The organism is Erwinia persicina (genome assembly GCF_014838825.1).
Taxonomy (GTDB): Bacteria; Pseudomonadota; Gammaproteobacteria; order Enterobacterales; family Enterobacteriaceae; genus Erwinia; species Erwinia persicina_A.
In genome coordinates, this window is record NZ_JACYMO010000006.1 from 122,440 (window position 1) to 146,263 (window position 23,824).

At 49.8% G+C, this 23,824-nt stretch carries 18 protein-coding genes and 1 pseudogene; 7 read left to right on the forward strand and 12 right to left on the reverse strand.

Translation table 11 applies throughout. The features are described from left to right. Positions 1–29 precede the first annotated feature (29 nt). Complete coding sequence (locus tag IFU29_RS15460) at positions 30–5,360, reverse strand: reverse transcriptase domain-containing protein (protein WP_191934708.1); 5,331 nt, start codon at positions 5,358–5,360, stop codon at positions 30–32. 430 nt (positions 5,361–5,790) lie between these two features. Continuing rightward, positions 5,791–6,090 (reverse strand): annotated as a pseudogene (locus IFU29_RS15465) (transposase); the annotation flags it as partial. 822 nt (positions 6,091–6,912) lie between these two features. Between IFU29_RS15465 and IFU29_RS15470 the strand changes: the two are divergent. The 4 genes from IFU29_RS15470 to IFU29_RS15485 all read left to right on the forward strand — a co-directional run bounded on the left by IFU29_RS15470 (position 6,913) and on the right by IFU29_RS15485 (position 8,639). Beyond that, on the forward strand, positions 6,913–7,155 hold the full coding sequence (locus IFU29_RS15470) for a hypothetical protein (RefSeq protein WP_191934709.1): 243 nt from the start codon (positions 6,913–6,915) through the stop codon (positions 7,153–7,155). 73 nt (positions 7,156–7,228) lie between these two features. Next, entirely contained in the window at positions 7,229–7,705 is a 477-nt protein-coding gene (locus IFU29_RS15475) for an ATP-binding cassette domain-containing protein (RefSeq protein ID WP_191934710.1), read from the forward strand. A gap of 86 nt (positions 7,706–7,791) precedes the next feature. Beyond that, positions 7,792–8,007 carry a hypothetical protein gene (locus IFU29_RS15480; protein WP_191934711.1) on the forward strand — a complete coding sequence of 72 codons (216 nt, stop codon included), beginning with the start codon at positions 7,792–7,794 and terminating at the stop codon, positions 8,005–8,007. A gap of 74 nt (positions 8,008–8,081) precedes the next feature. Further along, positions 8,082–8,639 (forward strand): hypothetical protein, encoded by a 558-nt coding sequence (locus tag IFU29_RS15485; RefSeq protein WP_191934712.1) that lies wholly within the window; start codon positions 8,082–8,084, stop codon positions 8,637–8,639. Between the two features lie 32 nt (positions 8,640–8,671). Here the strand turns inward: IFU29_RS15485 and IFU29_RS15490 are convergent, their stop codons facing one another. Genes IFU29_RS15490 through IFU29_RS15500 form a run of 3 tightly spaced genes read right to left on the reverse strand, consistent with a single transcriptional unit; the run spans position 8,672 to position 10,823 of the window. Continuing rightward, on the reverse strand, positions 8,672–9,298 hold the full coding sequence (locus tag IFU29_RS15490) for an SMI1/KNR4 family protein (RefSeq protein WP_191934713.1): 627 nt from the start codon (positions 9,296–9,298) through the stop codon (positions 8,672–8,674). A gap of 22 nt (positions 9,299–9,320) precedes the next feature. After that, positions 9,321–9,890, reverse strand: coding sequence for a hypothetical protein (locus IFU29_RS15495; protein ID WP_191934714.1), 570 nt, complete (start codon positions 9,888–9,890; stop codon positions 9,321–9,323). A 30-nt stretch (positions 9,891–9,920) separates the two neighbouring features. Then, positions 9,921–10,823 (reverse strand): hypothetical protein, encoded by a 903-nt coding sequence (locus IFU29_RS15500; protein ID WP_191934715.1) that lies wholly within the window; start codon positions 10,821–10,823, stop codon positions 9,921–9,923. Positions 10,824–10,966: 143 nt separating this feature from the next. On the opposite strand from IFU29_RS15500, the gene IFU29_RS15505 reads away from it, so the two are divergent. Next, complete coding sequence (locus IFU29_RS15505) at positions 10,967–11,746, forward strand: DUF3750 domain-containing protein (protein ID WP_191934716.1); 780 nt, start codon at positions 10,967–10,969, stop codon at positions 11,744–11,746. A gap of 489 nt (positions 11,747–12,235) precedes the next feature. Continuing rightward, the gene (locus IFU29_RS15510; RefSeq protein WP_118663465.1) at positions 12,236–12,742 is read left to right on the forward strand and encodes a helix-turn-helix transcriptional regulator; all 507 of its coding nucleotides are present in this window, start codon (positions 12,236–12,238) and stop codon (positions 12,740–12,742) included. Here IFU29_RS15510 and denD read toward each other — a convergent pair. The 4 genes from denD to IFU29_RS15530 all read right to left on the reverse strand — a co-directional run bounded on the left by denD (position 12,708) and on the right by IFU29_RS15530 (position 16,984). Beyond that, the gene (gene denD / locus IFU29_RS15515; RefSeq protein ID WP_191934717.1) at positions 12,708–13,682 is read right to left on the reverse strand and encodes a D-erythronate dehydrogenase; all 975 of its coding nucleotides are present in this window, start codon (positions 13,680–13,682) and stop codon (positions 12,708–12,710) included. The genes IFU29_RS15510 and denD overlap by 35 nt on opposite strands. Before the next feature lie 17 nt (positions 13,683–13,699). Next, a complete protein-coding gene (locus IFU29_RS15520) occupies positions 13,700–15,019 on the reverse strand; it encodes an MFS transporter (RefSeq protein WP_191934718.1) in 1,320 nt (439 codons plus the stop codon). 221 nt (positions 15,020–15,240) lie between these two features. After that, positions 15,241–16,677 carry a magnesium transporter gene (gene mgtE / locus IFU29_RS15525; protein WP_191934719.1) on the reverse strand — a complete coding sequence of 479 codons (1,437 nt, stop codon included), beginning with the start codon at positions 16,675–16,677 and terminating at the stop codon, positions 15,241–15,243. A gap of 124 nt (positions 16,678–16,801) precedes the next feature. Then, entirely contained in the window at positions 16,802–16,984 is a 183-nt protein-coding gene (locus IFU29_RS15530; RefSeq protein ID WP_062744722.1) for a YfgG family protein, read from the reverse strand. A 316-nt stretch (positions 16,985–17,300) separates the two neighbouring features. On the opposite strand from IFU29_RS15530, the gene IFU29_RS15535 reads away from it, so the two are divergent. Further along, positions 17,301–19,547 (forward strand): sensor domain-containing phosphodiesterase, encoded by a 2,247-nt coding sequence (locus IFU29_RS15535; RefSeq protein ID WP_191934720.1) that lies wholly within the window; start codon positions 17,301–17,303, stop codon positions 19,545–19,547. On the opposite strand, the gene tehB is transcribed toward IFU29_RS15535, so the two are convergent. The 3 genes from tehB to ppk1 form a co-directional block, all read right to left on the reverse strand. Further along, on the reverse strand, positions 19,537–20,142 hold the full coding sequence (gene tehB, locus IFU29_RS15540; protein ID WP_191934721.1) for a tellurite resistance methyltransferase TehB: 606 nt from the start codon (positions 20,140–20,142) through the stop codon (positions 19,537–19,539). The two genes, IFU29_RS15535 and tehB, sit on opposite strands and share 11 nt — an antisense overlap. A gap of 68 nt (positions 20,143–20,210) precedes the next feature. Further along, positions 20,211–21,737: an exopolyphosphatase gene (gene ppx, locus IFU29_RS15545; protein WP_191934722.1), complete on the reverse strand. Its 1,527-nt coding sequence runs from the start codon at positions 21,735–21,737 to the stop codon at positions 20,211–20,213. Positions 21,738–21,742: 5 nt separating this feature from the next. Further along, a complete protein-coding gene (ppk1, locus tag IFU29_RS15550) occupies positions 21,743–23,803 on the reverse strand; it encodes a polyphosphate kinase 1 (protein WP_191934723.1) in 2,061 nt (686 codons plus the stop codon). Between the last annotated feature and the right edge of the window lie 21 nt (positions 23,804–23,824).

Sequence of the window (23,824 nt, forward strand, 5' to 3'; positions counted from 1 at the left end):
ACGTTTATAGCTTAACTATTCTTGAATCGTTACTCATTCAGTTCAAGCACTCGAATAAGAGGGTGACAGGTGGCCTCATGTCTTAGGCCTGCTCTAAGAAAGTTGAAACATTTTTTTGGAAGAGATTGATGCCTAGCCACTAAGTTGGTTTTATTTATCTCGTCATCTATAGAGGCTATTGCTTGTTTAAAAACCCGTATGGTATCAAGATGATTATACAGCTCCTGCATCGCCTCCAAGTCCCTTAGTGTACTTCGAATAGAGTCCTTTTCTTTTTCACCTATTTTGCTTGTTGATCCAAATAGTGCATCATCACCAATATCTTTTCCGCATATTATATTTACAGTTATATTTTTGTCGATAAGTTCTTTTAATTCATTTTCAATGTTCTGTAGCGCTGTGGGCGTATATAAAATAGTGCATATATTTATTGATTTAAGTCCTTGTAGTGTGTTTTTTAAAGATTCTTGGCTCTCCTTTGGTATGTCAAAGTTATTCGCGTTTGGTCTAGGTTCGTTGACGGATAAGTAAAATTTGAGGGACGAAATTATCTGTGATCCTGTGATAATGTTGTCGGTGATTATCGTTGCATTATCTGCATTTTCTGAAATTCTCAATGGAGATAGGTTTTCGATATTTCGACCAATAGTTGTATATTTAAATAAAATCCTGTGGGTTCCATTATAATCACCAACACGTTTTATTAAAAAAGGATTGGCATTTTTGTCATTCAATAGCTCTTCTACCTTTTTCGCGAAATTATTTATGTCTTCCTCGCGCATAACTACATGAGCAGATATTAGTGTTACTAACATCTGGTGGAATTTCTTTGGAATCGCACTGAGCCATTTTACTAGGTTTTTTTGTGCGTCTGTTTTCGGAATGTCGCGATGCTGTGAGATAACATCAATGGCAGAATCGAAATTGTTTAAACAGACTATACTTTTTTCGTCGAAAATTGATGCTGGGTAGCTTTTAGCTGGTACACCAGTGTTAGTTGTTTTTTCTGCTCTTTTTACTATGGAGTCGTATATTTTACTAATTGCACTGTTTATTGAGGCTATATATGTATCGGTTGCGTTTTCAAAAAAATAAATATGTTCTGATGAGCTTATGGCTACAGAGTGGCGAGCCTCAAATGGATGAATTTCATTAGTTGTCAAATTTATAAGCTTGATGTTTTTGAATTTGTAGTCTTTGTTATTAATGTTTAACGATTCGCTGAGAGGGGAAATTCTCGGATAAACACGTATGAATTTATTTATATCTAATGCTGGAGCTTCTGAGTTGTGCAACTCAACTAAGCTGATAAGTCGCTGTTTGTACTGCTGAATATCTTTGTGGATATATAGAGCCAAAGATGGGGTTACTTCTAAAGGTATTAATTTGAGTGAGACTTCTACAGTGTGTAGTAACTGTATAGGAGTGCCATCAAGCGGATTTGTTTTTTGGTCTATAGCATATATATGGCGATCATTATTGGATTGATTAAATCGGTGGTATTGATTAACAAATTTATCAATTCTTCTTACTGTGTCTGTTTCTTTCAAGCATAGATACAGCGCAGCTGCTGCCGCAATGTCAAAATGAAAATTGTCTTCTACTATATTTGTTTCTTCGAGTTGAAGAGATAGGTGTTTTATAAATTCTACTATATTAAAATCATCTTCTAGGTTGTCGATGTATTTTTCTTTAATCGGAAGTAGCCCGGTTTCATCAGGTTCTGAGCGGAAAAAACTTCTGATAAAGTTTTTCTGATTGTTTGCGAGTGTTTCAATGTTTTCATTTTTGTCTTCAAATAGAATTGTTCTCGAATTCATAAGTTCGTTGCTAAATGGAAGTGAAGTGCTGTAATTTAGAATGCGATCGCGACAAAAAATATTTGGGTATGTATCTGAATTTTTACAGTAATCTATTATTTCGAGAAGTTTTTTTAGTTTTTGGGCGGTAGTTTTACCTGAAAGAGTGTCTGAAAGAGTGTTTAGATCTGCTGGGTTATATTCAACAATTACTTCGCTATAGCCATTATGCTCGCTTTCTGGGAGGCTAGATGGGTGAAAGTTGGTGGTGGGCTTCCTGAAAAGTATAGAGTTACCTTTTTTCAATATAATCGAACTGTTTTCAATTATGTTTTTCTCAAACCATGATTTATTGGTCGTTGGAAATAAAAGTGTTCCGTCTTTTTCGATAAGCCAGTTGTAAAAATTTGCCTTGTATTTAAGCTCTTCGAGAGCTTTTTTAATATCGGTGCTTTTTAAGTTGTTATCTTGGAATGTTATGTATATTAATAGTAGGTTGTGAAATTTTTCGAAAACTTTGCTTCTGTCATAAAGTCCTCTGAATATATTTCCGTCGACTATAGATGATATTATAAATAATGCTTTCTCTTCGCTGTAATCAATGCTATTGATTTTTTTGAACCAGTCTTGGGACTTGTGTGTGGTTTCCGTGTCGCATGTATTGAATATATGTGCACAGTATTTCCATGCATTTATTAAAAGATCGATTGATTTATTTTTGTCGGAAATTGAGAAAAGGCAAAGCAAGTAATAGTATTTAGATGTAGTTGATGGGGATTTTATTTCAGGTTGTGTGGATGTGGCCAGTTTACCATTAGCTTGGTCTGTCGAAAGTTTTGCGTAAAATGTAATTGCTAAGTTATTTAATTCTTTATTTTTTATTTTCGGACTGGCGCAGAGAGGGTAAATAGCCTCAATAAAGTCTGGCAGCAATTTAATGTCATTTAGAGATGTGTTTAGCTGTTCAATTAGCTCTGTTGTTACGTTTATAGTGTCTACATCTGGTATGGATTTTAGACAGTTAATGATGGTGGTTGAAGAAATTTTTTTTAGATTGATTTTGGCATCGAACACCAATGCGAGATGTGCAAGATTCTCATGGGTTAATTCAGAGTCAGATAGCTTTTCTTCTATCTGAGTGACTAAATGTTTAAGCGCTTCAGTAGCCGACTTGCTTGACTCTAGCATAGTGATAAAGCAAGCGGTCAATACCTCTGATTGAAGATCATCGAATCGCTCTATCTTTTCTAATTCACTCCAGTTTTCTGGTGAGTCTAGAACAAAGTTGAACAAATGTTTGTAAAGGCTTCCTCTGCCAGCTCTGCCATTTAAGGTAGGCTCTACTTTTTCTCTTTTCAACGTGTCTAGTTGGGGCACGCCCGCTAAATGTGAGAAAATGAAGGCAAGGTCATTATCGCAGCTATCTGATTGAACAAGACTCATAAACTCAGTAATAGCCAGGTTTTTTTGTGTGTCGGTTGAGTCAGCAAAGTTTTTTGAGACTTTGTCTACAGCGTATTTGGATTGTGAACGATAACTGTTAAAATCTTCAGAGAAATTACTTATTTTTGTTATTACTGTTTTATCATAGTTTATCTCTAGTCCGAGGAGTTCAAGTTCTGTATGTAATGTTTTAAGCGCAACATTTGCAGATTCTTCAGTAGGTGCTACGAAGAAAATATCATCTACGTACCGTTGGTATAGTTGTAATTCTTCCTTTTGAATTTTTGCGTCGAATTGTTGGTCAAGATTGTCAAGATACAGCTCCGCTAAATACCGTGCATAAGCCGGTCCTTGCGGCAAGCCTATTTTAGAGTCAATCGTTTTTTCTGTTATTTCGAATAATGTATCGATATGTGCTTTGTACAGAAGCTTTGACGCTTCAGATAAAGCACCTGATTTTGCGACTATACGAGGGTTTGCTCCCCCAAGAAGCATCCTTTTTAGATTGTCGTGCGGTATCGTGTCATAAAAATTTCTGATATCAGTTTTTACGATATAGCACTGTTGATTATCATTGTCTTCGATAGCTGTACTTATATTGGATACAAATTTTATCCACAGGTATAACCATGGCTGGAATATGTAACCACCACTAAAGCCTTTATTTGGTTTATACCCATGTGAGTTGGTGCTTGGTTGAAGGTTTAAAAAATATATTAACTGCTTGAGAATGCACGAAGTAGCTATTCTCTCTGGTGCCTTCAACGTTATTAAAGTTCTTACTTTGTTTTTTTCGTTTCGTAGATGTTTATAAAACTGAGCTGATTTTGGGTTTTTTATTACATTTTCTGCGAGGTTCAGTAGTCTAAAACTGTCATCGGATGAAAGATCGTTAATAATGATTTTTGACTGTGCTTCATCGTTTAGAAAAAGGTAGCTAAGTTCAGCGGCTTTGGTGATTTCTATATCAGATTTCGAGATATCAAATGTAGCATCTGTATAAGCTAAAAATTTTGGTATGCAGGTATTTATCAGTTCTTCTGTTGAAAGTGTGTTGGGAAACCTTACCTTCGTCGTCTTTTCTATTTGCTCTTGTGATGGGAAGTTAAATGAGGAAAGCTTTTTAATTGATCTGCTAGTTACTTCGGGGTTGTAGTTGTCGGTCTTGCTAAATAATTCTTGTAGAATGCTTTGTCCTGCATTTTTTATTTTTTTAGCTTGAATGTTGCAGAATAATCCAACGAGTAGTTTTCTCTCCTCATGACTCAGCTTTCCGGTTTCATTGATTTTTTTCGCAAGTGCATTAAGTGGTGCGCTGCCTTCCCAGTGCGTAAATATTTCGTCAAGCGTGAAGCCATTTTGTTGTACTTTTATTGACTTGACTCTTGTGGGTCTAGATGTTTCATCGTGTGTTATGTCGAAGAATACTCCAAAAACACTTTCTAACTCGGATTTACTGGTGTTTCGATGGTTTTTCAGTATTTCAAGGTTTTTGTTTATTACTTCGTCATTAAATTCCGTGATTTTTGTGACTGATTGTATTCCTTTTGATGAGCTTAAAAGTAGTGCGTACTGTTTTGATTTGGCATGCTTAGACAGAGGGGATTTAACTCCAAGTCCAACCCCGTCAGTAGGCGTACCAGAGCTTGGAAATAAATCTATAGCTATAAGATCTTTATTGAAGCTGAGTTCAGTTGCATCAATTAGTGTTTGTTGAATTTCATAGCCTGTTCGGTAACTTATTCTATCCTCGAATGTTATCCATATATGAAAACCTCTGTTGCCAGAGAACTCAAGTAAGTGGGGTATGTTAAGTGACTCAAGTGATTGACAGAAATGATTTACGCTACGTTCAAGCTCTTGTTGGGCGGCTCCGTGGTTTTCGCTATTTAAATTAGATTTAATTATGTCAAAGTCAAAGCAGATCCAGTTAATTGTGAGATCGTTATTTTTTTGATAGATTGCGACGGATCCACCATCATTTAGGGTTTTCTCCAAAAGTTTTGGGGTGATGGCACCTGCTCTCTTTCTGTAAGTTCCGTCAGGTTGTTGTTGTGCGTGATAACTTTGGTCTGTCGCTAAAAACCTGTATAATAATGTGGCTAATTCGTTAAGCATTGATGTCTCCTTACAACAGCCTTAGGAAAATGGGGGAGTCTAAAGATTTTTTAAAACACCCTCATGATCAAATTAATCTTTTAGCTAAGTCTTTCATTTTAGGATGGTAGCATCTCACTGGCATTCATGTGTCCTGATGTACCGTGATTTCCGTCAATTCGTGTAGTGGAAAAAATCTTCGCCAGACGGGAGGTTGTCTCGTGAAGTAAATCATGAAAGCGCAGAACCTTCAAATTTGGTATCGCTGCTGAATTGTTTATCGCTCTTGTCATATGAAAGCTTTTTTCCTAGAGATGAAGCGTTAGCTCTTCTATTGTAACTGTGCTTGGTTGGCTCTTGAAGCAGCGGCCATAGTCTCATTCTGCGAGGTTGCTCAAGGCAACTGCTGCTTTGCTTGAAATGGCTACACAGCGGACAGAATCATTCTTAATCATCGGCAGCACTGCGGCTCGCTTCTGGTCTGTCGTCAGAACTTTCGGCCCAAAGCCACCTGTAGCGCCTCCTTATCCAGCATGGCTTCAGCAAGCAGCTTCTTGAGGCGGGCGTTCTCCTCTTCAAGCGACTTGAGCCGCTTCACTTCGGGAACTTCCATGCCGCCAAACTTCTTGCGCCAAGTGTAAAAGGTAGCGTCTGAAATAGCATGCTTACGGCAGAGTTCCCGGGCTGAAACCCCGGCTTCAGCCTCGCGGAGGATACTGATGATCTGTTCGTCGGAAAAACGCCTCTTCATGGGCATGTCCTCATGTGGCTTATGAAGACATTACTAACATCGCGGTGTGTTAATCAACGGGGAGCAGGTCATCCCGTGGTTGGCGGATGTGTGACACTATGCATTGACCATAAACCCGATTACACTCCGTTACAATGCTATCCTTGCTGCCATACATTTTACAAGGGTATTTTTCATGGTATTGAGTAGTGCGTGATTTCCATGATATTGTTTTATAGTGTTTTTTTATTATTATTGGTAATAGAGTGGGAATGATTTCGCGTCTGGCAACAGCCTGCACGTAAAAGCAGTAAAGTACCTCTAAGCCCGCGTAACTGCGGGCTTTTGGCTATTTTTTCCCCGGCATAAACACGTTGAAGAACTCCTGCGCTGCGGTTCGTCTTCAGAACCCTGAACGCCATTATTTTGTTTTCTGATACGCCATCCTGACTTTTCCTCCTTGTCCGCCTTTTCCATCATTATGCGCATTTTTCTGACGTCGTTAACCTCTTCATGGGCCCCTTCGGATCGTCGTGAACATCTTTGCTCGAATTATCGCTGGTAACGATGCGCTCAATTTGGTCGGGTTAATCACTGCAGCACGTTCTGGGAAACACGTCAGGTTCTGTTTGCATCGCAAAATTTCCTGTCATCGAGGGCCCGCTCAGTCAGGGTTTAAACGCCTGTAGCGCCCATTGCCTGGCGTCATTAACGGAAGATTGATAAGAGTTGTAAAGGTATTAAGCTTACAAAAAATGGATAATTACTTTACACAAATTTATCATTTGTGTTAAAAATTGCTTCACAAGTTGTCTCAATGTAATCAGATTATAAGGATGTTTTATGGCTACTTTCTCATCTCTGGTTAGTCAGTCCCATCGCTTGGATATTACGCTTGACTCCCCTTCAGCGCAGTTCGACGGGATCAATCTGCTGGTGGAAGAATTGCCGGAAACCCTGTATTTCGCCAGCGACTGCGCTTCAACTGCAGCCAGTGTCAGCACCGCATCTACCGCAGGTTGTGGCAGTATTGCTTCGGCAGGCAGCATCGGTACGATGGGCAGCATTACCAGTAGTGGCGGTTAATTTCCCTCTACGCAACCGGTACGAAACATTGTGCCGGTTACCCTCCTGACACTTTCTCGCTGGCTCCCAACTAATGATCAAGCAGGATGACATCACTCTGGCTACTCAGCTCGCAAATAGCCCGGCATCACATCAGTTTTCGGCAGGTCGGTCGCCGCTACTGCAGGTGGAATCGTTAAGTAAATCTTACTCTGATGTTCAGGTGCTGCATGATATTTCGCTGCAGATAAACCCCGGCGAAATTCTCGGTCAGGTAGGGCCAAATGGCGCGGGAAAAACCACGTTGATGGAGACTTTGCAGGGGGTGCACCCTTTTAAAGGACTGATTAGCGTCTGCGGGGAAGTTATCCAGCAGGGGCTGAGCCAGGGTGTTAAACAGCCGCTGGGCGTTGCGCCTCAGTTTTTCAGTTTGCCGTCGCTACTGCGCGTGGAAGCGCAGCGAAAAATCCGCTTTTCCCGTCTTTCTGGAGGCCAAAAACGACGACTGGCTGGTTTTCCGGGAGGCGCTTCCCTCGCCGGAGAACCGCTTGATGCAGACGCAGGAAAATAATTACGTCTCTGAAATTCATACCGAAATGGTAATTTCCGGCGACAATTTCAATCTATCCCTGATGTTCCCTGAACAGGAGAAGCACAATGTATAAGGTCTCGAATCTACTGGTTTTTATCGGCCTTATCAGCCTCGCGATAGTGTTAGCCCTGAACCTCTATAGCAGCTATGCCACCAGTCATATCAATAGCACGCCGCTGTTTTCTACCAACTGGTGGGCGCGCTGGTTCCCGGTTTACGCCTCGGGCATTGCGCTGATTTTTATTGGTCTGATGCTGCGTCTGACCGGTGGAGCGCGTTAAGCAATAATGAGCTTATATCGCCGGCTCCCGCAGCGCCGGTTACTGCCAGCAATCCTCTGCCGTTTACCGATGCCGTGGATGAGCATCAGCAGGATGATGGGTTTACTGAACTTATGCTGGATGCTTATGCCGGACTCGCTAAGGCTCAACCGGACCCACAGCAGCAGGCGCTTGGCATATTGATCGAAGCGGACTGGCATCAGGCGCAGGCGAGAGGAAGCCAGCTCACGTTGATGCAATACCAGCGCTGCTGCCTGTTGCGCGCATGGCGACGCAGCGCATTTAGCCCGCTGTTCTGGCGCAGCCGTGTCTATGTTGCGGTTAACGATATCTGCCAACCAGAAATGGGCGATGTGGACGGGATGATGAATGCGTTAACGGCCTTTATGGATTTCGCTTTTACTCACGACCCGGCAGAAAATAAGGTGGCTCTGCTCAAACTGAATGATATAGAGATTAGCTGGCTAACCGCCAGCGATAGCTATCAATTGCTGTATCAGCAACGCGTTACTGAGTTCGCACATGCCGGCCAGCTCGCTCAGGCGCTCGCAGCGTTGCCGTTAAACTGGATGCGCTGGCGGTTTGATTTCCGGCACCCAGTGTTGGCGTTGTTAAAGGCGCTGTCAGTGTAATGTTTGAATTTGGTGCTGATATGTCTTTTTATTCAATACATCCACTTTTCCACCACAGCATCGCCCAGATGCTCACGCAACAGGTCCTCATTGTCCTCCTCGCCGTGAACCGCCAGCAGGCACATAAACATCAGCACGTCGAGGTACTGGCCCACGTCGCTGAAGATTTGCGTCAGCATCGGCGAGCTGTCGTGATCGAAGTACCACACCTCGCCGGTCTCGACATGAAAGCACCACATATTGCCATTGCCCAAATAGTCACCGAAGACGACCAGTTGCTTGACCAGTACCCAAAGTGCATCGGAATTGGGGGCATCTTCCAGAATGTCACTAATGCCGGGATAGGCGCTGTGCAGCGGTTCAATGCTGGCGTATTTGGCGGGGGCCACGCTGCACAACGTTTCCGCCAGGTCCAGCACGCCAATCTGCTCATGATACGTGCGCAGTAACGGAGGGAGGAGGCAGCCCAGGCGTTGTTCGAGGGCGACCACCTCTTCGGGTTTGACAGGCGTCAGCGGCGACGGGTTTTCCCACTGATCGAGCCAGGCCAGTGCGCAGACACGCCACCAGTCCAGCCGGGCATTATCATCGGCAAATTCTGGCCAGGCCAGAGGGGGAAGGTCGCTGGTCGGGGCTGGCGAGTGAGTGTCTGAATTCATAGCGGATGATGCCTCAGGATGATTAATAAGTGCTGCTGTCGATGGTGAAACGATAGTTGATATCGACCTCAGACGTAATATCGGCGCGTTCGGTTTTCTTTAAAACGAACTCAAAAGCGGGTTCGTAGTCCTCGCCTCTGAGCACTTCACCGCCGAGGATTTCAACATCATACAGGCCATTCTCAAGCGCGATCTGTGGCCGTCCCGGCTGGTGATAGCGTTCCTGCAGTGAGTGGATATCGGCATCGGTGAAGTTTTGCAGAATCCGCCATGTGAAGAGCAGGAGCTGCTGGTTTTCAATCCGCAGGAAGTAGCCGCCGCGCCGATGCTGTAAACGGCTCTCCGGCTTGAGCAGCTCCGGCATCTCATTCGAAAGGTTGAAAATAATCGTGTACGGGTAATTTTCAATGCCCGCTAAGGGGATGACGATGCCGTTCAGCACCGCCCTGTCACCGCTATCATTGCTGGCAAATTCCGAGGCCAGATCGTCACTGAGCAGGTTGTCGTCCTTGAATTTTTTCAGCAGACGAAGGTCGCCAATCAAAAAGTAATCAATCAGGTCGTTAAGGACTTCAACGAATTCATAGCGCATCAATCAGTTGCTCCGTTATTTTTACCCTTGTTAAACCTCAACGCCCCACATTGAAACGCCCTGGATCATCTGCAGTATGGCGCAGGTATGAATACTCAGGGAAATGGCATTTGAGTATTTACTGGCATAATTTTCACTGATCGGCTGGAAATAAAGTCGGCCTAACGTTTTCAGTATCGCCCTGTTCTTTTTCATTGCCTGATAGAGTTCCGCAGACTCCTTCAGTGAAAAGTGCCCGGTAACGCCCTCGTCGATCAGTTCATCCAGCACCGTTGCGCTTGCCTGAAACTGAGGTTGCAGCCTTTCCAGCTTAGCGCGGAAAGGGGCGATTTCGCGCTGCATGGTTAATAACAGCTCTGCATTTTGTTCCGGGTCGATGCGTGATTTCAATTCGGATACCAGATGGCAAAAATAGATATCGTTCTTCAGATCGCTTTCAAGAAGACGGTTGGGATCGGCCAAATATTTTTGTTGCGAAACTGCTCTGAAATCGGCATCACCTGAGTGGCTGTCCAGGGCGTTCAGGTGGTCTTCAATGTGAATAAACGCTGCCAGTCTCCAGGTCAAATTTTCTGCAGTTTGCCAGCCTAACTGCCCGCGAAATGCCCAAAAAACCATTTCGGAACTTTCATGCAGCAGATGGCGTAAATAACGCGGCGTGTGGTTCTTGAGATCAAAGCGATCGAACTGATGTACAACGTTGGTCAGCGTTTCCTCTGCCAGCCTGCTGAGCTGCGAAATGTCTTCTTTGTGCCGATCGCGGATCTGTTTTAACGCCTTACGATAGGGGGCGTGCTGTTCAGAGAGATAGGAACGGTAATCATTATGCGCGGCTATCCGGGAATGCTGATTCTGCTGCTTTGCATAACGCAGACTGACTATCGAGACAATCAGTGCCGCAAACGCCACACAGTCTGATACGGTGATGTTCATACTGTCCTCCCTGTGAATGCCCATTATCTTAACGTGATGAGGACGGGTGTAAACCCCCCTCCGGGGTGGGGATCCTCCCGGCACTGTGCATCCCCGTACATTAAGGTATGCTGGTAAACCCACATCGCCAGGAAACCCCCAACATGTTCTCACTGAAAGCCCTGAGCCTGATTTTGCTCTGCATTATGCTGCTGTCACTGGGAGCCAGCCTGACAGCGGCCACGCGCCATCAGGAGACCGGCGGGCAGGGAGGCTGGGCGACGGCGCGGCGCGACGCCTCCGGGCAGGCCCCTGACCCTAAGCGCTTTGCCCGTCTGGCTATTGTGCAGATTTATGCCGCCCCGACCTATGGCTGGAAGGGGGCAGTGGCCGTACATCCGTGGATAATCTATAAACGTGCCGGCGAAACCCGCTATACCCGTTATGAAGTGATTAGCTGGGGAAGCGACGATAAAGTAAGGCGGAACAGTAACTTACCTGATGCTTACTGGTATGGCGCACGTCCCCGCCTGCTGGTAGAGCACCGGGGGGCAGAGGCGGAAGCGATGATCCCTCAGATTGTGGCGGCGATTGTTTCTTATCCCTGGCCACGGACCTATCATGCCTGGCCGGGCCCCAACAGCAACACTTTCCTGGCGCATATCGGTCGGGAAGTCCCGGCGTTAAAGCTGAATTTGCCCGCTAACGCGATCGGGAAAGACTATCGCTCTCTGCTTAACCCCATTGGGCTGCCGCCTTCCGGGCGCGGCGTTCAGGTGTCAGTGCTGGGGATAGCGGCGGTCACGCTCGGCGCTCAGGAGGGCATTGAAATTAACGTGCTGGGGCTGAATCTGGGGGTCGGTTTCGCGCCGCTCCAGATGCGCTTACCCTTTATCGGCGGTTTGGGTGAGGACAATCTGCAAAAAGAAAATCCCGGGATCTGACCTGACGGCTTCTTAACCTTCCCGCTGCAGGGGAGCTTTCTCGGGCTGGTACGCAAAAAATTTGTGCCAGCCCGCAATCCGCAACGTCCGCCGTCAGCCTGTCTCACATTCCTGAAACGTTATGCTGGCACGTTTTTTCTCTTTATCACAAGATGGCGCAAAGAATGGAGGTTGTCAGTTGACAACTTAACTGGAGCATCAGATACTGGGAGGAAACATGGCGCGCCGGGCTCATGCCATTAAGGAAATTGAAGCGGTACTTAAACATGCCGAACAGCAGGGCTGGCGTGTTGTCTGCGGCGGCAGCCATGCCTGGGGGAAGTTATATTGTCCCTGGAACAGTACGCCGTGCCGCTGCGGGGAGTTTTGTATTTGCTGCGTGTGGTGTACGCCCAAAAATGCAGCGAATCACGCAAAACAGCTCAGACGGGTGGTCGATCACTGCACACTGCGCCAGCAATTTGAAAGCAATGGAAGGACTCAGCTGCCATGGAATACACGTTTACACTGAAATATCAGCTAGCTGACCAGGCACCGTCCGCTGACGTACTGGTTGAACGTCTGGCGACGGCGGGCTGTGAGGATGCCCTGATTGGCCTCGGTATTCCGGGACGAATGGCGCTGGAGTTTATTCGTGAAGCGCCATCGGCAGGTCAGGCAATGGAGAGCGCCTTACAGCAGATTAATACGGTGATGCCGGCGGCCCGCCTGTTTGAAGTCTCACCGGATTATGTGGGCCTGACGGACGTGGCCGATCTGATTGGGGTGACCCGGCAAAATATGCGCAAGCTGATGCTGACACACTACCTGACTTTTCCACCACCGGTGCATGAAGGGGCGGCGACCATCTGGCATCTTGCCGAGGTGCTGACATGGCTGAGCCAGCGCGGCGGCTATCGCGTTCCCGGGCATATTCAGGAAACCGCTGCCGCCGCGTTAAAACTCAATCTGAGCAAAGCGATTACGCGGCATCACTCTCCGCCAGATACTCCCTGACCATCTCATCAAATGAGTCATTTGCCCTGAAGCCCAGGCGATGGGCATAGCTGGCGTGGAAATCGCCCGGCCAGGAGTTGACGATGTTGATAATGGCCTGGTCAGGCTGATAGCTGATGCGGGAAAGCGCGTCTTCACCGCTGATACGCCGGAGCGAAGCCAGCATTTCCTCTACGGTCACTGACAGTCCGTTCAGATTGATCACCCGCCCCTGGTCCAGGTCTGCGCTTTTCAGTTCATGGCCGAGGATCAGCGCCTGTACCGCTCTGGCCGGAGACATCAGCCACAGGCGGGTGGCCAGGCTGACAGGGCAGTTGGCTTTCTCGCCGTTGAGCGGTTCGCGAATAATACCGCTGGCAAAGCTGGAGGCGGCAGCGTTCGGTTTACCCGGGCGCACAACGATGGTGGGCATACGCAGGCTGCGTCCGTCCAGGAATCCCCTGCGGCTGTAATCAGACAGGAGCAGGTCGTTGATGGCTTTTTGCGTGCCGTAAGAGCTCTGCGGCCTCCACACCTGGTCGTCCGGCACTTTGTCGGGGAGCGCCCCGCCAAACACCGCAACTGAGCTGGTGGTGACCAGTCGCACGCACTGCGGTAAAGCGCGCAGCCTTTCCATAATCTGACGTGCGGCATCCACGTTAATCTTCATTCCCAGGTCGAAGTCCTGTTCAGCCTGTCCGGACACGATAGCGGCCAGATGGAAAACGCTGTCCGTCTGCGCATCAATCAGGGTTTCCAGCTCGCTGCGGCTGCTGATGTCCCCACAGCGTACGATGAGGCGGGGGTCTTCAATGCCGCGGACGGGGGCAATATCAATGGCAGTGATCTGCTTAATGATCTGCGGCTGTCCGTGGGCATCGTTCAGCGAGCCTTTTGCCAGCAGGGCCTGAAGCAGTTTTTTCCCCAGGAATCCGGCTGCGCCGGTGACAACGATATTCATAGTGTTCCTCATTGATGTTAGCGGTTGACGATACGACCGGGAATGAAAAAGATGGCCACCGCGCCCACGAATAGCGTGCAGGAGATGATCATCATGCCGGTCAGCGTAGAGTGTGTAAGATCGGTCAGAATGCCCATCAGGTAAGGAGCGACAAACCCGGCCAGGTTACCAAAAGAGTTAATCAGCGCGATACCGACGGCTGCCATGGTGCCGCCGAGGAAAGCTGTCGGCAGGCTCCAGAACAGGGGCAGGGTGCTCAGCCCTCCCGCCGCGCCCAGCGTCAGGCCAAACATGGCGATAACCAGGTTGTCGCTGTAAAGGGCAGATATCACCATCCCGACACCGCTTAGGACGGCAATGCCCGCCAGGTGCCAGCGGCGCTCACGGTGGCGGTCGGCGCTGCGCGATGCGACGATCATCGTGACAATGGCTGCGGCATACGGGATCGTCGTCAGCAGTCCGACGGTGAAGACATCCTCCACCCCGGCATTACGCACCAGCGTCGGCAGCCAGAAGCTGACGGTATAAAACCCGGCGATCAGGCAAAAATAGATAAAGGTTAACAGCCACAGCTTGCCGTTTCGCAGTACGCTGCCAATCGTCGCCTGCTCAGCCGTCGCGTCCTGTACGGCGTCTTCCTGCAGGCGCGTGCTCAGCATGACTTTCTCTTCTGCGCTCAGCCAGCGGGCGTTTTCAATGCGGTCGGGCAGCAGGAAGAACACCAAAATACCAATCAGCAGGGAGGGGGTTCCCTGAATGATAAACAGCCACTTCCAGCCCGCGATGCCGTGAGCGTTATGGAAATATTCCATAATCCAGCCGGAGAGAGGGCCTCCCAGCAGCCCGGACAGAGGGACGGCTGCGGCAAACAGAGCAAACATTTTTCCGCGTCGGTAGGAGGGGAACCACAGGGAGAGGTAGAGGATCACCCCGGGGTAAAATCCGGACTCCGTCAGGCCGAGCAGGAAACGCACGGCATAAAACTGAAAGGGCGTGGAGACCAGCGCGGTTAGCGGAGCGATAACCGCCCAGGACGCCAGCAGTGCCGCCAGCAGGCGACGGGCGCCAAAGCGGTGCAGTGCGATATTGCTGGGCACCTGGAAAAAGAAGAAACCAATAAAGAAAATTCCGGCCCCGAGTCCGTAGACCGTTTCGGAAAAGGCCAGGTCGCTGGACATTTGCAGTTTGGCAATACCGACGTTGATCCGGTCGAGGTAGGCAAAAATATAGCTCACGGTCAGGATCGGCAGGATGCGCCAGACGGCACGTTTCCAGGCATTCTCTTCCCTGTCGCTGACCACAGCAGGAGAGGAGATAACGGCGTTAGGTGAGTTCATACGGCTTCCTTTTCGGGTAAAGAGCAGGGAGATGTCCTTTCTTCAGGCAACAGTCATCCTGTCCCGGGTTCAGGCTAACCTGAGCCCGGGATAAGTGAAATAACGAGAAGGTTTGTTATTTTTTGTTAGATTAAGCGCTGTGAGAGGAAGTTTCTGCGTTATAAATCACATTAATAACCATTAATTATCATTTTATAACAATGCGCGTGCTTTCTTAACGATCAGTGGATCAGGAACAGGGTGGCCAGACCGAGGAAGATAAAAAAGCCGCCGGTATCGGTCAATGCCGTGATCAGCACGCTGGAGCCGACTGCCGGGTCGCGTTTGAGTTTGGTCATCATCAGCGGTATAAGCACCCCCATCAGCGCAGCCAGCAGCAGATTGAGCACCATCGCCAGCATCATGACGCCGCCAAGTGCCGGATTGCCGTACATCGCCCAGGTCACGCCGCCCATGATCCCGCCCCAGAACACGCCATTAATTAATGCAACGCCCAGTTCGCGACCAATCAGGAAGGAAAAGTTGCCCGGTTCAACCTGGTGCAGGGCCAGCGCACGCACAATCATTGTGATGGTCTGATTACCGGTATTGCCCCCGATCCCGGCGACGATAGGCATCAGCGCTGCCAGCGCGACCAGCTGAGATATCGTTTCCTCAAACATGCCAATCACCCGGGAGGCAATAAACGCGGTACACAGGTTGATGGCCAGCCAGGCCCAGCGGGTGCGCACTGATTTTCTCACCGGAGCGAAGACATCCTCTTCCGGGTTAACGCCACCCATTTTACGAATGTTGCTGTCATTCTCTTCATTCACCAGGTCGATCACATCTTCGATGGTGACGCGGCCCATCAGCTTACCTTTGGCATCGATAACGGCAGCAGAGATCAGGTTGTAACGTTCGAAGGCCCCGGCAGCATCTTCGGCTTTATCATCAATCAGGAAGGTGGTGGGTTTGGTATTCATGACCTCTGAAACCTGCTTTTCCGGGGTGTTCAGCAGGATTTCTGTCAGTGGGAGTTCGCCAAGTAGCTTGTTATTCTTGCCGGTAACAAACAGTTTGTCCGTACCATCCGGGATAGATTTTTTACTGCGCAGGAAGCGCTGTACGGTTGCCAGGGTGACATCTGCACGCACCGTCACCATTTTGAAGTCCATGATGCGGCCAACCCGGTCCCGGTCGAAATGCATCACATCCAGCACGCGGGAACGCAGTTCCGGATCGAGAGAGGTCAGCAGGCGGCCGGTTAAATCACGGGAAAGATATTTGGCCAGGTAAGCCTGATCATCAATATCCAGAGGAGCGATAGCGCGTAGCAGATCGCGGTCACTCATCTCTTCTATCAGACTTTCCCAGACGCTTTCAGAGGCCTCAACCAGCACACGGCCCCGGCGGTCATTACCAATCAGACGCCACAGCGCCAGGCGCTCATCTTCCGGGAGGGCTTCCAGCAGGTCAGCGATATCGGCCGCATGCAGCAGGGGCAGGGTACGCTGGATCTCTGCAACCTGCTCACGATGCGCTTCTGCTTCAGCGGCAGATTCGCGCAGAGGGCGCTCGTGTAAGGTATCGACAAGGTCTTTATCATTCAGCAGCAGATTAAGAATACGGCTACGAATTTCAGCCAACTGCTGAACATGGGAGTGCGCTACAGACATACAACATCCTTTTGTCTGGCTAAAAGAGGAAGACGAAACGAGGCTATAGTTTAGCTGATTTCAGGCAAAAGAGAGGCGGCAAAAGCTCCGAAAAGCGTCTGTTAACATGCCCGGCGGGCAGGCGCTATTTATCGTTAACGACGGTGACGGGAACCGCAGGTGGATTTTTTTTCTGCTGATGATGCTCGATGGCACCGGGAACGACATAAATCAGGCGTCCTAATAAGATGATAAAGCTGACCAGTAAAATAACGCGGGTCATGCGACCTGTTTTCTGACGTTTTCTAAATGACATAGCGCTGTTCACGCAGTTTTTCCTGAAGTATACCCAGAGGGCGATGGCTAATTTACGCACAAATCAGGTGTGAAGGTCAATGAGAAAAAGGACTACGGCCGGGGGCAGCAGGTCACGCGAAACACGCTGTTGATTGTTAGATGAAGCATTAACTCAATCGCGTGTCTATTAACGTAATTACAGTGAAATTGATTTAAATCAATTTATTGTGAGATTTAACCTCTACTATAGCGCCATCTTTTTAAAAGCCTTTTAATTGATAAGCAACGCAGTCGCTGATCATCTAAGAATAAACCTGCAAATTAATATTAAACAAAACAATAATTCAATGAAAAAATCGGCGTTGCTGACACTCTTTAACCACCGCTGGTGGGGGCTGCCATTCCTGCTGGGGATGTTGCTGATGCCGCTGGCTTCCTCGCTATCAGTACGACTATGGTTGCCAGACGGCTATGTGTATCTGATCTACCTGCCGCTGGCGATGATGATCGCCATGCTGATGGTGTTTGACTGGGCGGCTTTCCCCGGCATTTTTGCCGCGCTGTGCTGGCACAATTTTTCCAGCTACAGCGTGCCGCAGGCTATCATTATCATCGCCATATTTATGGCGACGCTGATGATATGCTGGGCAGGCTATCGCAGCCAGACAAGAAGCCGCTGGAGCATCAGTTTTGGCGACCTGAAGCAGGTAGGGACGCGGCTGTTCTGGCTGGCATTTGCCGTGCCTACGCTGTTTACGCTGCTCTTCCAGGCCATGGTGCCGCTGGCTATTTTGCCTGAAATAAATTCCATCTTTGTCCGTCAGTCTTTTTCGCTGCAGACCTTACTCAACTATCAGTCCACACTGCTCTCTTCCCTCGCCATGGTGCAGTTGTTCTACTTCTCAATACGCACTCTGCGTCATCCTCGTTTCTATTTAATATTAAAAGCGCGGTGTAAACAGGAGTTTTCCCCTACGGCAACGGTGCGGGAATGGCTGTGCTGGGTGGCGCTGTTATTGATGTCCATCACCATGCTGACGCAGTTCAGGCATACGCCAGATAACCTGCTGACCACTGAGTACGGCATTCCTTTTTTATTGCCGCTGATGCTCTGGAGCGCGTTACGCTTTGGTTATCTGTTTACCTCACTTTCCTGGGGGGGGCTGCTGGTCGTGCTTTACCAGCTCCATGACCGCTTTATGCACCCTGCGGTTGAACCCCACGATCTGGCCGTGGTCTCGGCGAACCTGCTGGTATTTACGCTGACGATTTTGCTGATGTCTGCTATCAGCTCCCGGCAGCGCCGTCTGCTGGCTAAAGCCCGCGAGCTGGCGCTGACCGACCCGGTGATCGGCCTGCCCAATCTGCGCGCGTTAAGCAAGGATCTCGCGATCGGTTCCGGCTCGGCACTGTGCTTTCTGCGCATCCCTGACCTCGACCGACTGAGCCGGACCTACGGCCTGCAGTTGCGTATTCAATATAAGCGCAGCCTGGCCGTGCATCTCCAGCCCTGCATGCTGGCGGGCGAGGATATCTACCAGCTGCCGGGCTTCGACCTGGTCCTGCGGCTGGAAATGAGCGGACACCAGCAGCGGATAGAACGGCTGGAGGCCCGCCTGAAAGATTATCAGTTAAGCTGGGACGGCCTGCCCATCCATCCTGATGTCGGGATCAGCTACTGTACGGTGACGCCCCCCGTGCAGTACCTGTATGAACTGCTGGGCGAGATGAGCGCCATGGCGGAAATATCCCTGCAGAGCGGACACGCGGAAAATATGCAGCAGAAAAGCAACGTTCCGGCACAGCAGCAGATCACCGGGAAACTGGCGATGCTGCATGACATCCAGTGGGCGCTGCGCCAGGGAGGGGTTCGTCTGATGGCGCAAAAGATCCGTGGCGTGCGCGGTGACGACTATTATGAAATTCTGCTGCGCATGGTAAACGCGCAGGGTGATCCGTTAAAACCACAAAGTTTCTTACCCGTGGTGCATGAGTTTGGCCTGACGTGGGAAGTTGACAGCCTGATGCTGGATCAGTCGCTGGCCTTTATGCAGCGCCACAGCGAACAGCTTCCGGGTATCCGGCTGGCCGTGAACCTGTTTGCGGCGACGCTCTGCCGGCCGCAGTTTGTGGAGGAAATCGCTTCACGCCTGAAGGTCAACGGCATCGAACCGTGGCAGCTGATTATTGAAGTGGAAGAGTCACCGATGCTGACTGACCACAGCTGGGGTAACCGTTCGATAGCGCAGCTGCGTAATCTGGGCTGCCGGGTGGCGATCGACGATTTTGGTACCGGCTATGCCAGCTATTCCCGCCTGAAGCTGGTGCAGGTGGATATGCTGAAAATCGACGGCAGCTTTGTGCGCAATATGCTGAGTAACAGTCTGGATTATCAGATTATCGAGTCGATTTGTGTCGTTGCCCGCCTGAAGCGCATGCAGATTGTGGCGGAATGCGTTGATTCTGAAGAGAACGCCGAGGCGCTGCGTAAAATGGGGGTGGATTATCTGCAGGGAGCAGTGACGGGTGCGCCCGTTCCCCTGACGGAGCTGGCCGCTGTACAGGCAGGGGCCAGCAAAACGGTCAGGCTTTGATGCTGGCCTTGCGGGCAAGCAGCGTGGCGAAACGTAACGCAATCCGCTGACCGTTTTCATCGACCCGGTGCAACTGACCGACGTTTTCGTTGTACTTGACGATATGCCATTTACGATAATAGTCGCTCAGTTCACCCGACCGGAAGGCAAACGGGAACCCCTGATTGCAGGGGTAGTCCGGTGTATCCATGGCGGCGACGATCAGATTGTATCCGTCCCTGACGGTGCTGGCCTGCATATCGGCAATCAGCTGTGGGATCGTTTCCGGCTGCAGGAACATCATTACCACAGTCGACAGAACCAGTTCATAGGCACCGTTAAAGCGCAGGGTGTTCAGATCCTGTTCTGCGGTATGAATGCCGCTCAGGTTTTCTGCTGCAATAATCTGGTTAAGCCGTGACAGGCTGTTCGGGTTCTTATCCCAGGCGGTGACGTCAAAGCCTTTGCTATTAAGAAACAGGGAATTGCGGCCGCTGCCGCAGCCGACATCCAGCGCTCGTCCTCCGTCCAGGTAGGTCATCGCTTCCACAACCTCGGAATGGGGGGCGGTGAGTTGATATTTCTCAGTGAAATAGGTGTCTGTGTGTTGTGTCATCGTTGTCAGTTCTGTAGGGGGCCGATCCGGTGCGGCGATCGGCCCTGTTAGCGGTTATTCCGCGCGGATCACGGTTCTTCCTGAATGGTTAACTGCCAGCCGGTGACATCCTTCCAGTATGTCTGCTCACGTTCCAAATCCAGCTGAACCAGGTTGTTCTGACTGAAGTAGTCCCGCGGGAAGGTCAGCGTCCAGTTGCCCTCATCGGTTTGCAGCTGAAGCGCGGTCGGTTTGGTCGTGGCCTGGCGCTGATTATTCAGTAACGCGCCCAGACGCAGTAAAAAGACCAGCGGCAGGAACTGCTTACGTTTAAACAGGGTCAGGCGCGGCATATCCTCCACTTTCACGGCTTTGCGGTGGTAGCGTACCAGCGTGGCGAGCAGCGTTTGTTGATCCTGATTAAATCCGGGCAGGTTGGTGTTCTGCAGGATATAGGCTGAGTGCCGCTGCATCCCGCTGTGATTAATGGTCAGCCCCACCTCATGCAGCATGGCCGCCCATTTCAACAGCGCGGCGAGCTGCGGATTGGCCTGGCGGGTATTCTGGTCGCGCCACTGTTCGTAAAGCTCAACGGTGGTTTCCAGTACGCGGCGAGCCTGATCGCTGTCGATGGCGTAATGGTTAGCCAGGCTTTGTGCGGTCCGGCTGCGGATGTCCTGATGACGGAAGCGGCCTTCCATCTCGTACAGCACGCCTTCACGCAGCGCACCGTCGGACAGGCGCAGTTCACGAATGGCCAGGGCATCAAACACGCCGCACAGGATGGCCAGGCCGGGAACGAACACGCCTTTACGCTCATCAGACAGGCCGGGCAGGCTCAGCGCATCGAAAGATTTGTGGCGGATCACCTCGTTATAAAGCCTGTCCAGGCGCTCCGGGGTGATCAGTTTATCCTTCTCACCCATCGCCTGCAGCACTTCACAGGCGGCCTTAATGGTGCCGGAGGCACCGAGAGCAAACTGCCAGCCCATCAGGCGGTACTGCCAGGCCAGCGTTTCCAGTTTTTGCACGGCGGCCAGGCGGGCCCGGTTGAAGTTCTCTTTGCTGATGACGCCGCCGGGGAAATAGAGGTTAGCAAAGCTCACGCAGCCCATGCGGCGGCTTTCTACCAGCCTGGGTTCAAAATCCTCACCGATGACCAGTTCCGTCGACCCCCCACCGATATCAATGACCAGCTTACGGCCTTTTTCCGGCTGGGTGTGTTCCACGCCCATAAAGATCAGGCGGGCTTCTTCATGGCCGGAAATGACTTCAATCGGATAGGGAATCACATCGGCGGCGCGCTGCAGAAAATCTTCTGCATTGATCGCCTGGCGCAGAGTGTGTGTGCCGACAATGGTGACATTGGCCGGGCTGAAACCCTGTAGACGCTCGGCGAACAGCGCCAGACAACTCAGCCCCCGTTCGATAGCGTCTTCACTCAGTATATTGTTGTTGTCCAGCCCGTCGGCCAGGTGCACACGCTGTTTCAGGCGGCCGAGCACCTGCATCGCCCCGTCAACTACGCGGGCAATCACCATGTGAAAACTGTTCGAACCCAGGTCAATGGCAGCGAATTCCTGCGGTTTGGGCGTACTTTTATGGGAAATTGGCATAGTGATTAGTCAGGTTGCTCAAGAGATTTAATGTAATCGTAAATTGCCAGCTGGGCCCGAACCTTGCGACGGTTACCGCGAGGAACATACCGATTGCTTAACTCTTTATCGACGAAACGTGCCTTCAGCGTATCACTTAACAGGATGGCAATAATATCCAGCACACGCTGTTTCAGAATAGGGTCAAGGATGGAAACCGCGACTTCGATACGATAATCAATGTTGCGCGTCATCCAGTCCGCAGAAGAGAGGAAGACCTTTTTGTCGCCGCCATTATCAAAAATGTAGACCCGATCATGCTCCAGGTAGCGATCGATGATACTGATCACGCGTATATTTTCGCTAATCCCTTCCAGATCCGGGATCAGCGAGCACATGCCGCGCACCAGCAGGTTAACCTTCACGCCCACGCTGGAGGCAGTATAAAGACGATCCACCAGGCCTTTATCCACCAGGTTATTAATCTTCAGGGTGATACCGGCCGGGATCCCCTTCTGGGCATTAGCAATTTCAGCATCAATCAGCTGATACAGCATTTTGCGTGAGTTCTGCGGGGACACCATCAGATGCTCAAAGCTCACCGGACGATACGGGTTTTCGATAAAGTTAAACACCCGGCGCACTTCATTAGTAATACGCGCATCCGCCGTCAGCAGGGAGTAGTCGGTGTAAATACGGGCGGTTTTTTCATTAAAATTACCGGTACCAATATGCGCATAGCGGGCAATTTCACCGTTTTCACGACGAGAGATCAGGAACAGCTTGGCGTGGATCTTCAGCCCGGGGGCGGAGAAGATAACGTGTACCCCGGCCTCAGTCAGCCGCTTAGCCCAGTGGATATTCGCCTCTTCGTCAAAGCGGGCCTGCAGCTCTACCACCACCGTTACTTTTTTGCCGTTGTAGGCCGCATGGATCATCGCATCAATAATGCGTGAATTCTTGGCCACGCGGTAAATATTGATTTTTATCGCCAGCACCGCCGGATCAAAGGAAGCCTGACGCAGCAGCTCCAGCACGTGCTCGAAGGTGTGATAGGGATAGTACAGCAGGACGTCACGATTACGGATCGCGTCAAAACCATTGCGGAACCGATCAAACCAGATGTGGCGCAGCTGTGGCAGCGGTTTATTGACCAGGTTGGCCTTACCGACGTTCGGGAAGCCAATAAAGTCTTTAAAGTTATGGTAGCGGCCGCCGGGCACAATCGAGTCATAGTTCGAGATATTCAGCTTGTTACGCAGCAGCTCCACCATCGCATCGGGCATATCGCGCTGATAAACAAAGCGCACCGGTTCGGCGTTCAGGCGCTGCTTCAGACTGGAGGACATCAGCTCCAGCAGGCTGGATTCCATCTCTGTGACCAGGTCATACTCCGCATCCCGCGTCATTTTCATTGAATAGGCATTCAGCGCATCGTAATCGAAGAACCCCCGGAAGATGTCTCCCAGGCAGTAACGCAGGATGTTATCCAGCAGGATCATCGGTTTTCTGCGGCGCGGCGTCTCCGGCGGCAGGTTAACGAAACGCGGGACTTTATCGGACGGGATTTCCAGCAGCGCGTAACGAATGTCGTTACCGCGAATAATCTCCACGGCCAGATAGGTATAATCGTCTTTCAGGAACTCGATCAGATCGGTGTCATGATTGATCAGAATTGGCGTGATGTGCTGGCGCAGATGATGTTTGAAATAGTGGCGCAGCCAGCTCTGCTGGTTGGGTGACAGCTGGCGTTCGTTAATCAGGAAGATCTGATTACGCGCCATCTCCAGCAGCAGGTCGTTGTAAAGGCTGTCGAACTCCTGATCGGCTTTTAGTACCCTGGCCTGAATTTTTTTCAGCAGGTGACGCGGCGGATTGGGGGAGCCCTGTTCTTCACCGATCAGAATACGACGCTTGAGGTCGGCAAAGCGAACTTTGTAGAACTCCTCCAGGTTATTGGAGTAGATACCTAGAAAGCGCATACGCTCGATTAGCGGGTTAGTTTTATCTGCCGCTTCCTGCAAGACGCGTTCATTAAAGGATAACCAACTTAACTCTTTCTCTATATACAGCTTTTCCTGACCCATTTTTACTCCGTTGTCTGATTC

Excerpts from the sequence above, each read along its gene's own strand:
- ppx (WP_191934722.1), bottom strand. The coding sequence starts at position 21,737 with ATGCCAATTTCCCATAAAAGTACGCCCAAACCGCAGGAATTCGCTGCC.
- IFU29_RS15510 (WP_118663465.1), top strand. The coding sequence starts at position 12,236 with ATGGAATACACGTTTACACTGAAATATCAGCTAGCTGACCAGGCACCG.
- IFU29_RS15500 (WP_191934715.1), bottom strand. The coding sequence starts at position 10,823 with ATGAACATCACCGTATCAGACTGTGTGGCGTTTGCGGCACTGATTGTC.
- mgtE (WP_191934719.1), bottom strand. The coding sequence starts at position 16,677 with ATGTCTGTAGCGCACTCCCATGTTCAGCAGTTGGCTGAAATTCGTAGC.
- IFU29_RS15475 (WP_191934710.1), top strand. The coding sequence starts at position 7,229 with ATGATCAAGCAGGATGACATCACTCTGGCTACTCAGCTCGCAAATAGC.
- IFU29_RS15495 (WP_191934714.1), bottom strand. The coding sequence starts at position 9,890 with ATGCGCTATGAATTCGTTGAAGTCCTTAACGACCTGATTGATTACTTT.
- IFU29_RS15480 (WP_191934711.1), top strand. The coding sequence starts at position 7,792 with ATGTATAAGGTCTCGAATCTACTGGTTTTTATCGGCCTTATCAGCCTC.
- IFU29_RS15520 (WP_191934718.1), bottom strand. The coding sequence starts at position 15,019 with ATGAACTCACCTAACGCCGTTATCTCCTCTCCTGCTGTGGTCAGCGAC.
- denD (WP_191934717.1), bottom strand. The coding sequence starts at position 13,682 with ATGAATATCGTTGTCACCGGCGCAGCCGGATTCCTGGGGAAAAAACTG.
- IFU29_RS15535 (WP_191934720.1), top strand. The coding sequence starts at position 17,301 with ATGAAAAAATCGGCGTTGCTGACACTCTTTAACCACCGCTGGTGGGGG.
- IFU29_RS15505 (WP_191934716.1), top strand. The coding sequence starts at position 10,967 with ATGTTCTCACTGAAAGCCCTGAGCCTGATTTTGCTCTGCATTATGCTG.
- IFU29_RS15490 (WP_191934713.1), bottom strand. The coding sequence starts at position 9,298 with ATGAATTCAGACACTCACTCGCCAGCCCCGACCAGCGACCTTCCCCCT.
- IFU29_RS15460 (WP_191934708.1), bottom strand. The coding sequence starts at position 5,360 with ATGCTTAACGAATTAGCCACATTATTATACAGGTTTTTAGCGACAGAC.
- tehB (WP_191934721.1), bottom strand. The coding sequence starts at position 20,142 with ATGACACAACACACAGACACCTATTTCACTGAGAAATATCAACTCACC.
- ppk1 (WP_191934723.1), bottom strand. The coding sequence starts at position 23,803 with ATGGGTCAGGAAAAGCTGTATATAGAGAAAGAGTTAAGTTGGTTATCC.
- IFU29_RS15470 (WP_191934709.1), top strand. The coding sequence starts at position 6,913 with ATGGCTACTTTCTCATCTCTGGTTAGTCAGTCCCATCGCTTGGATATT.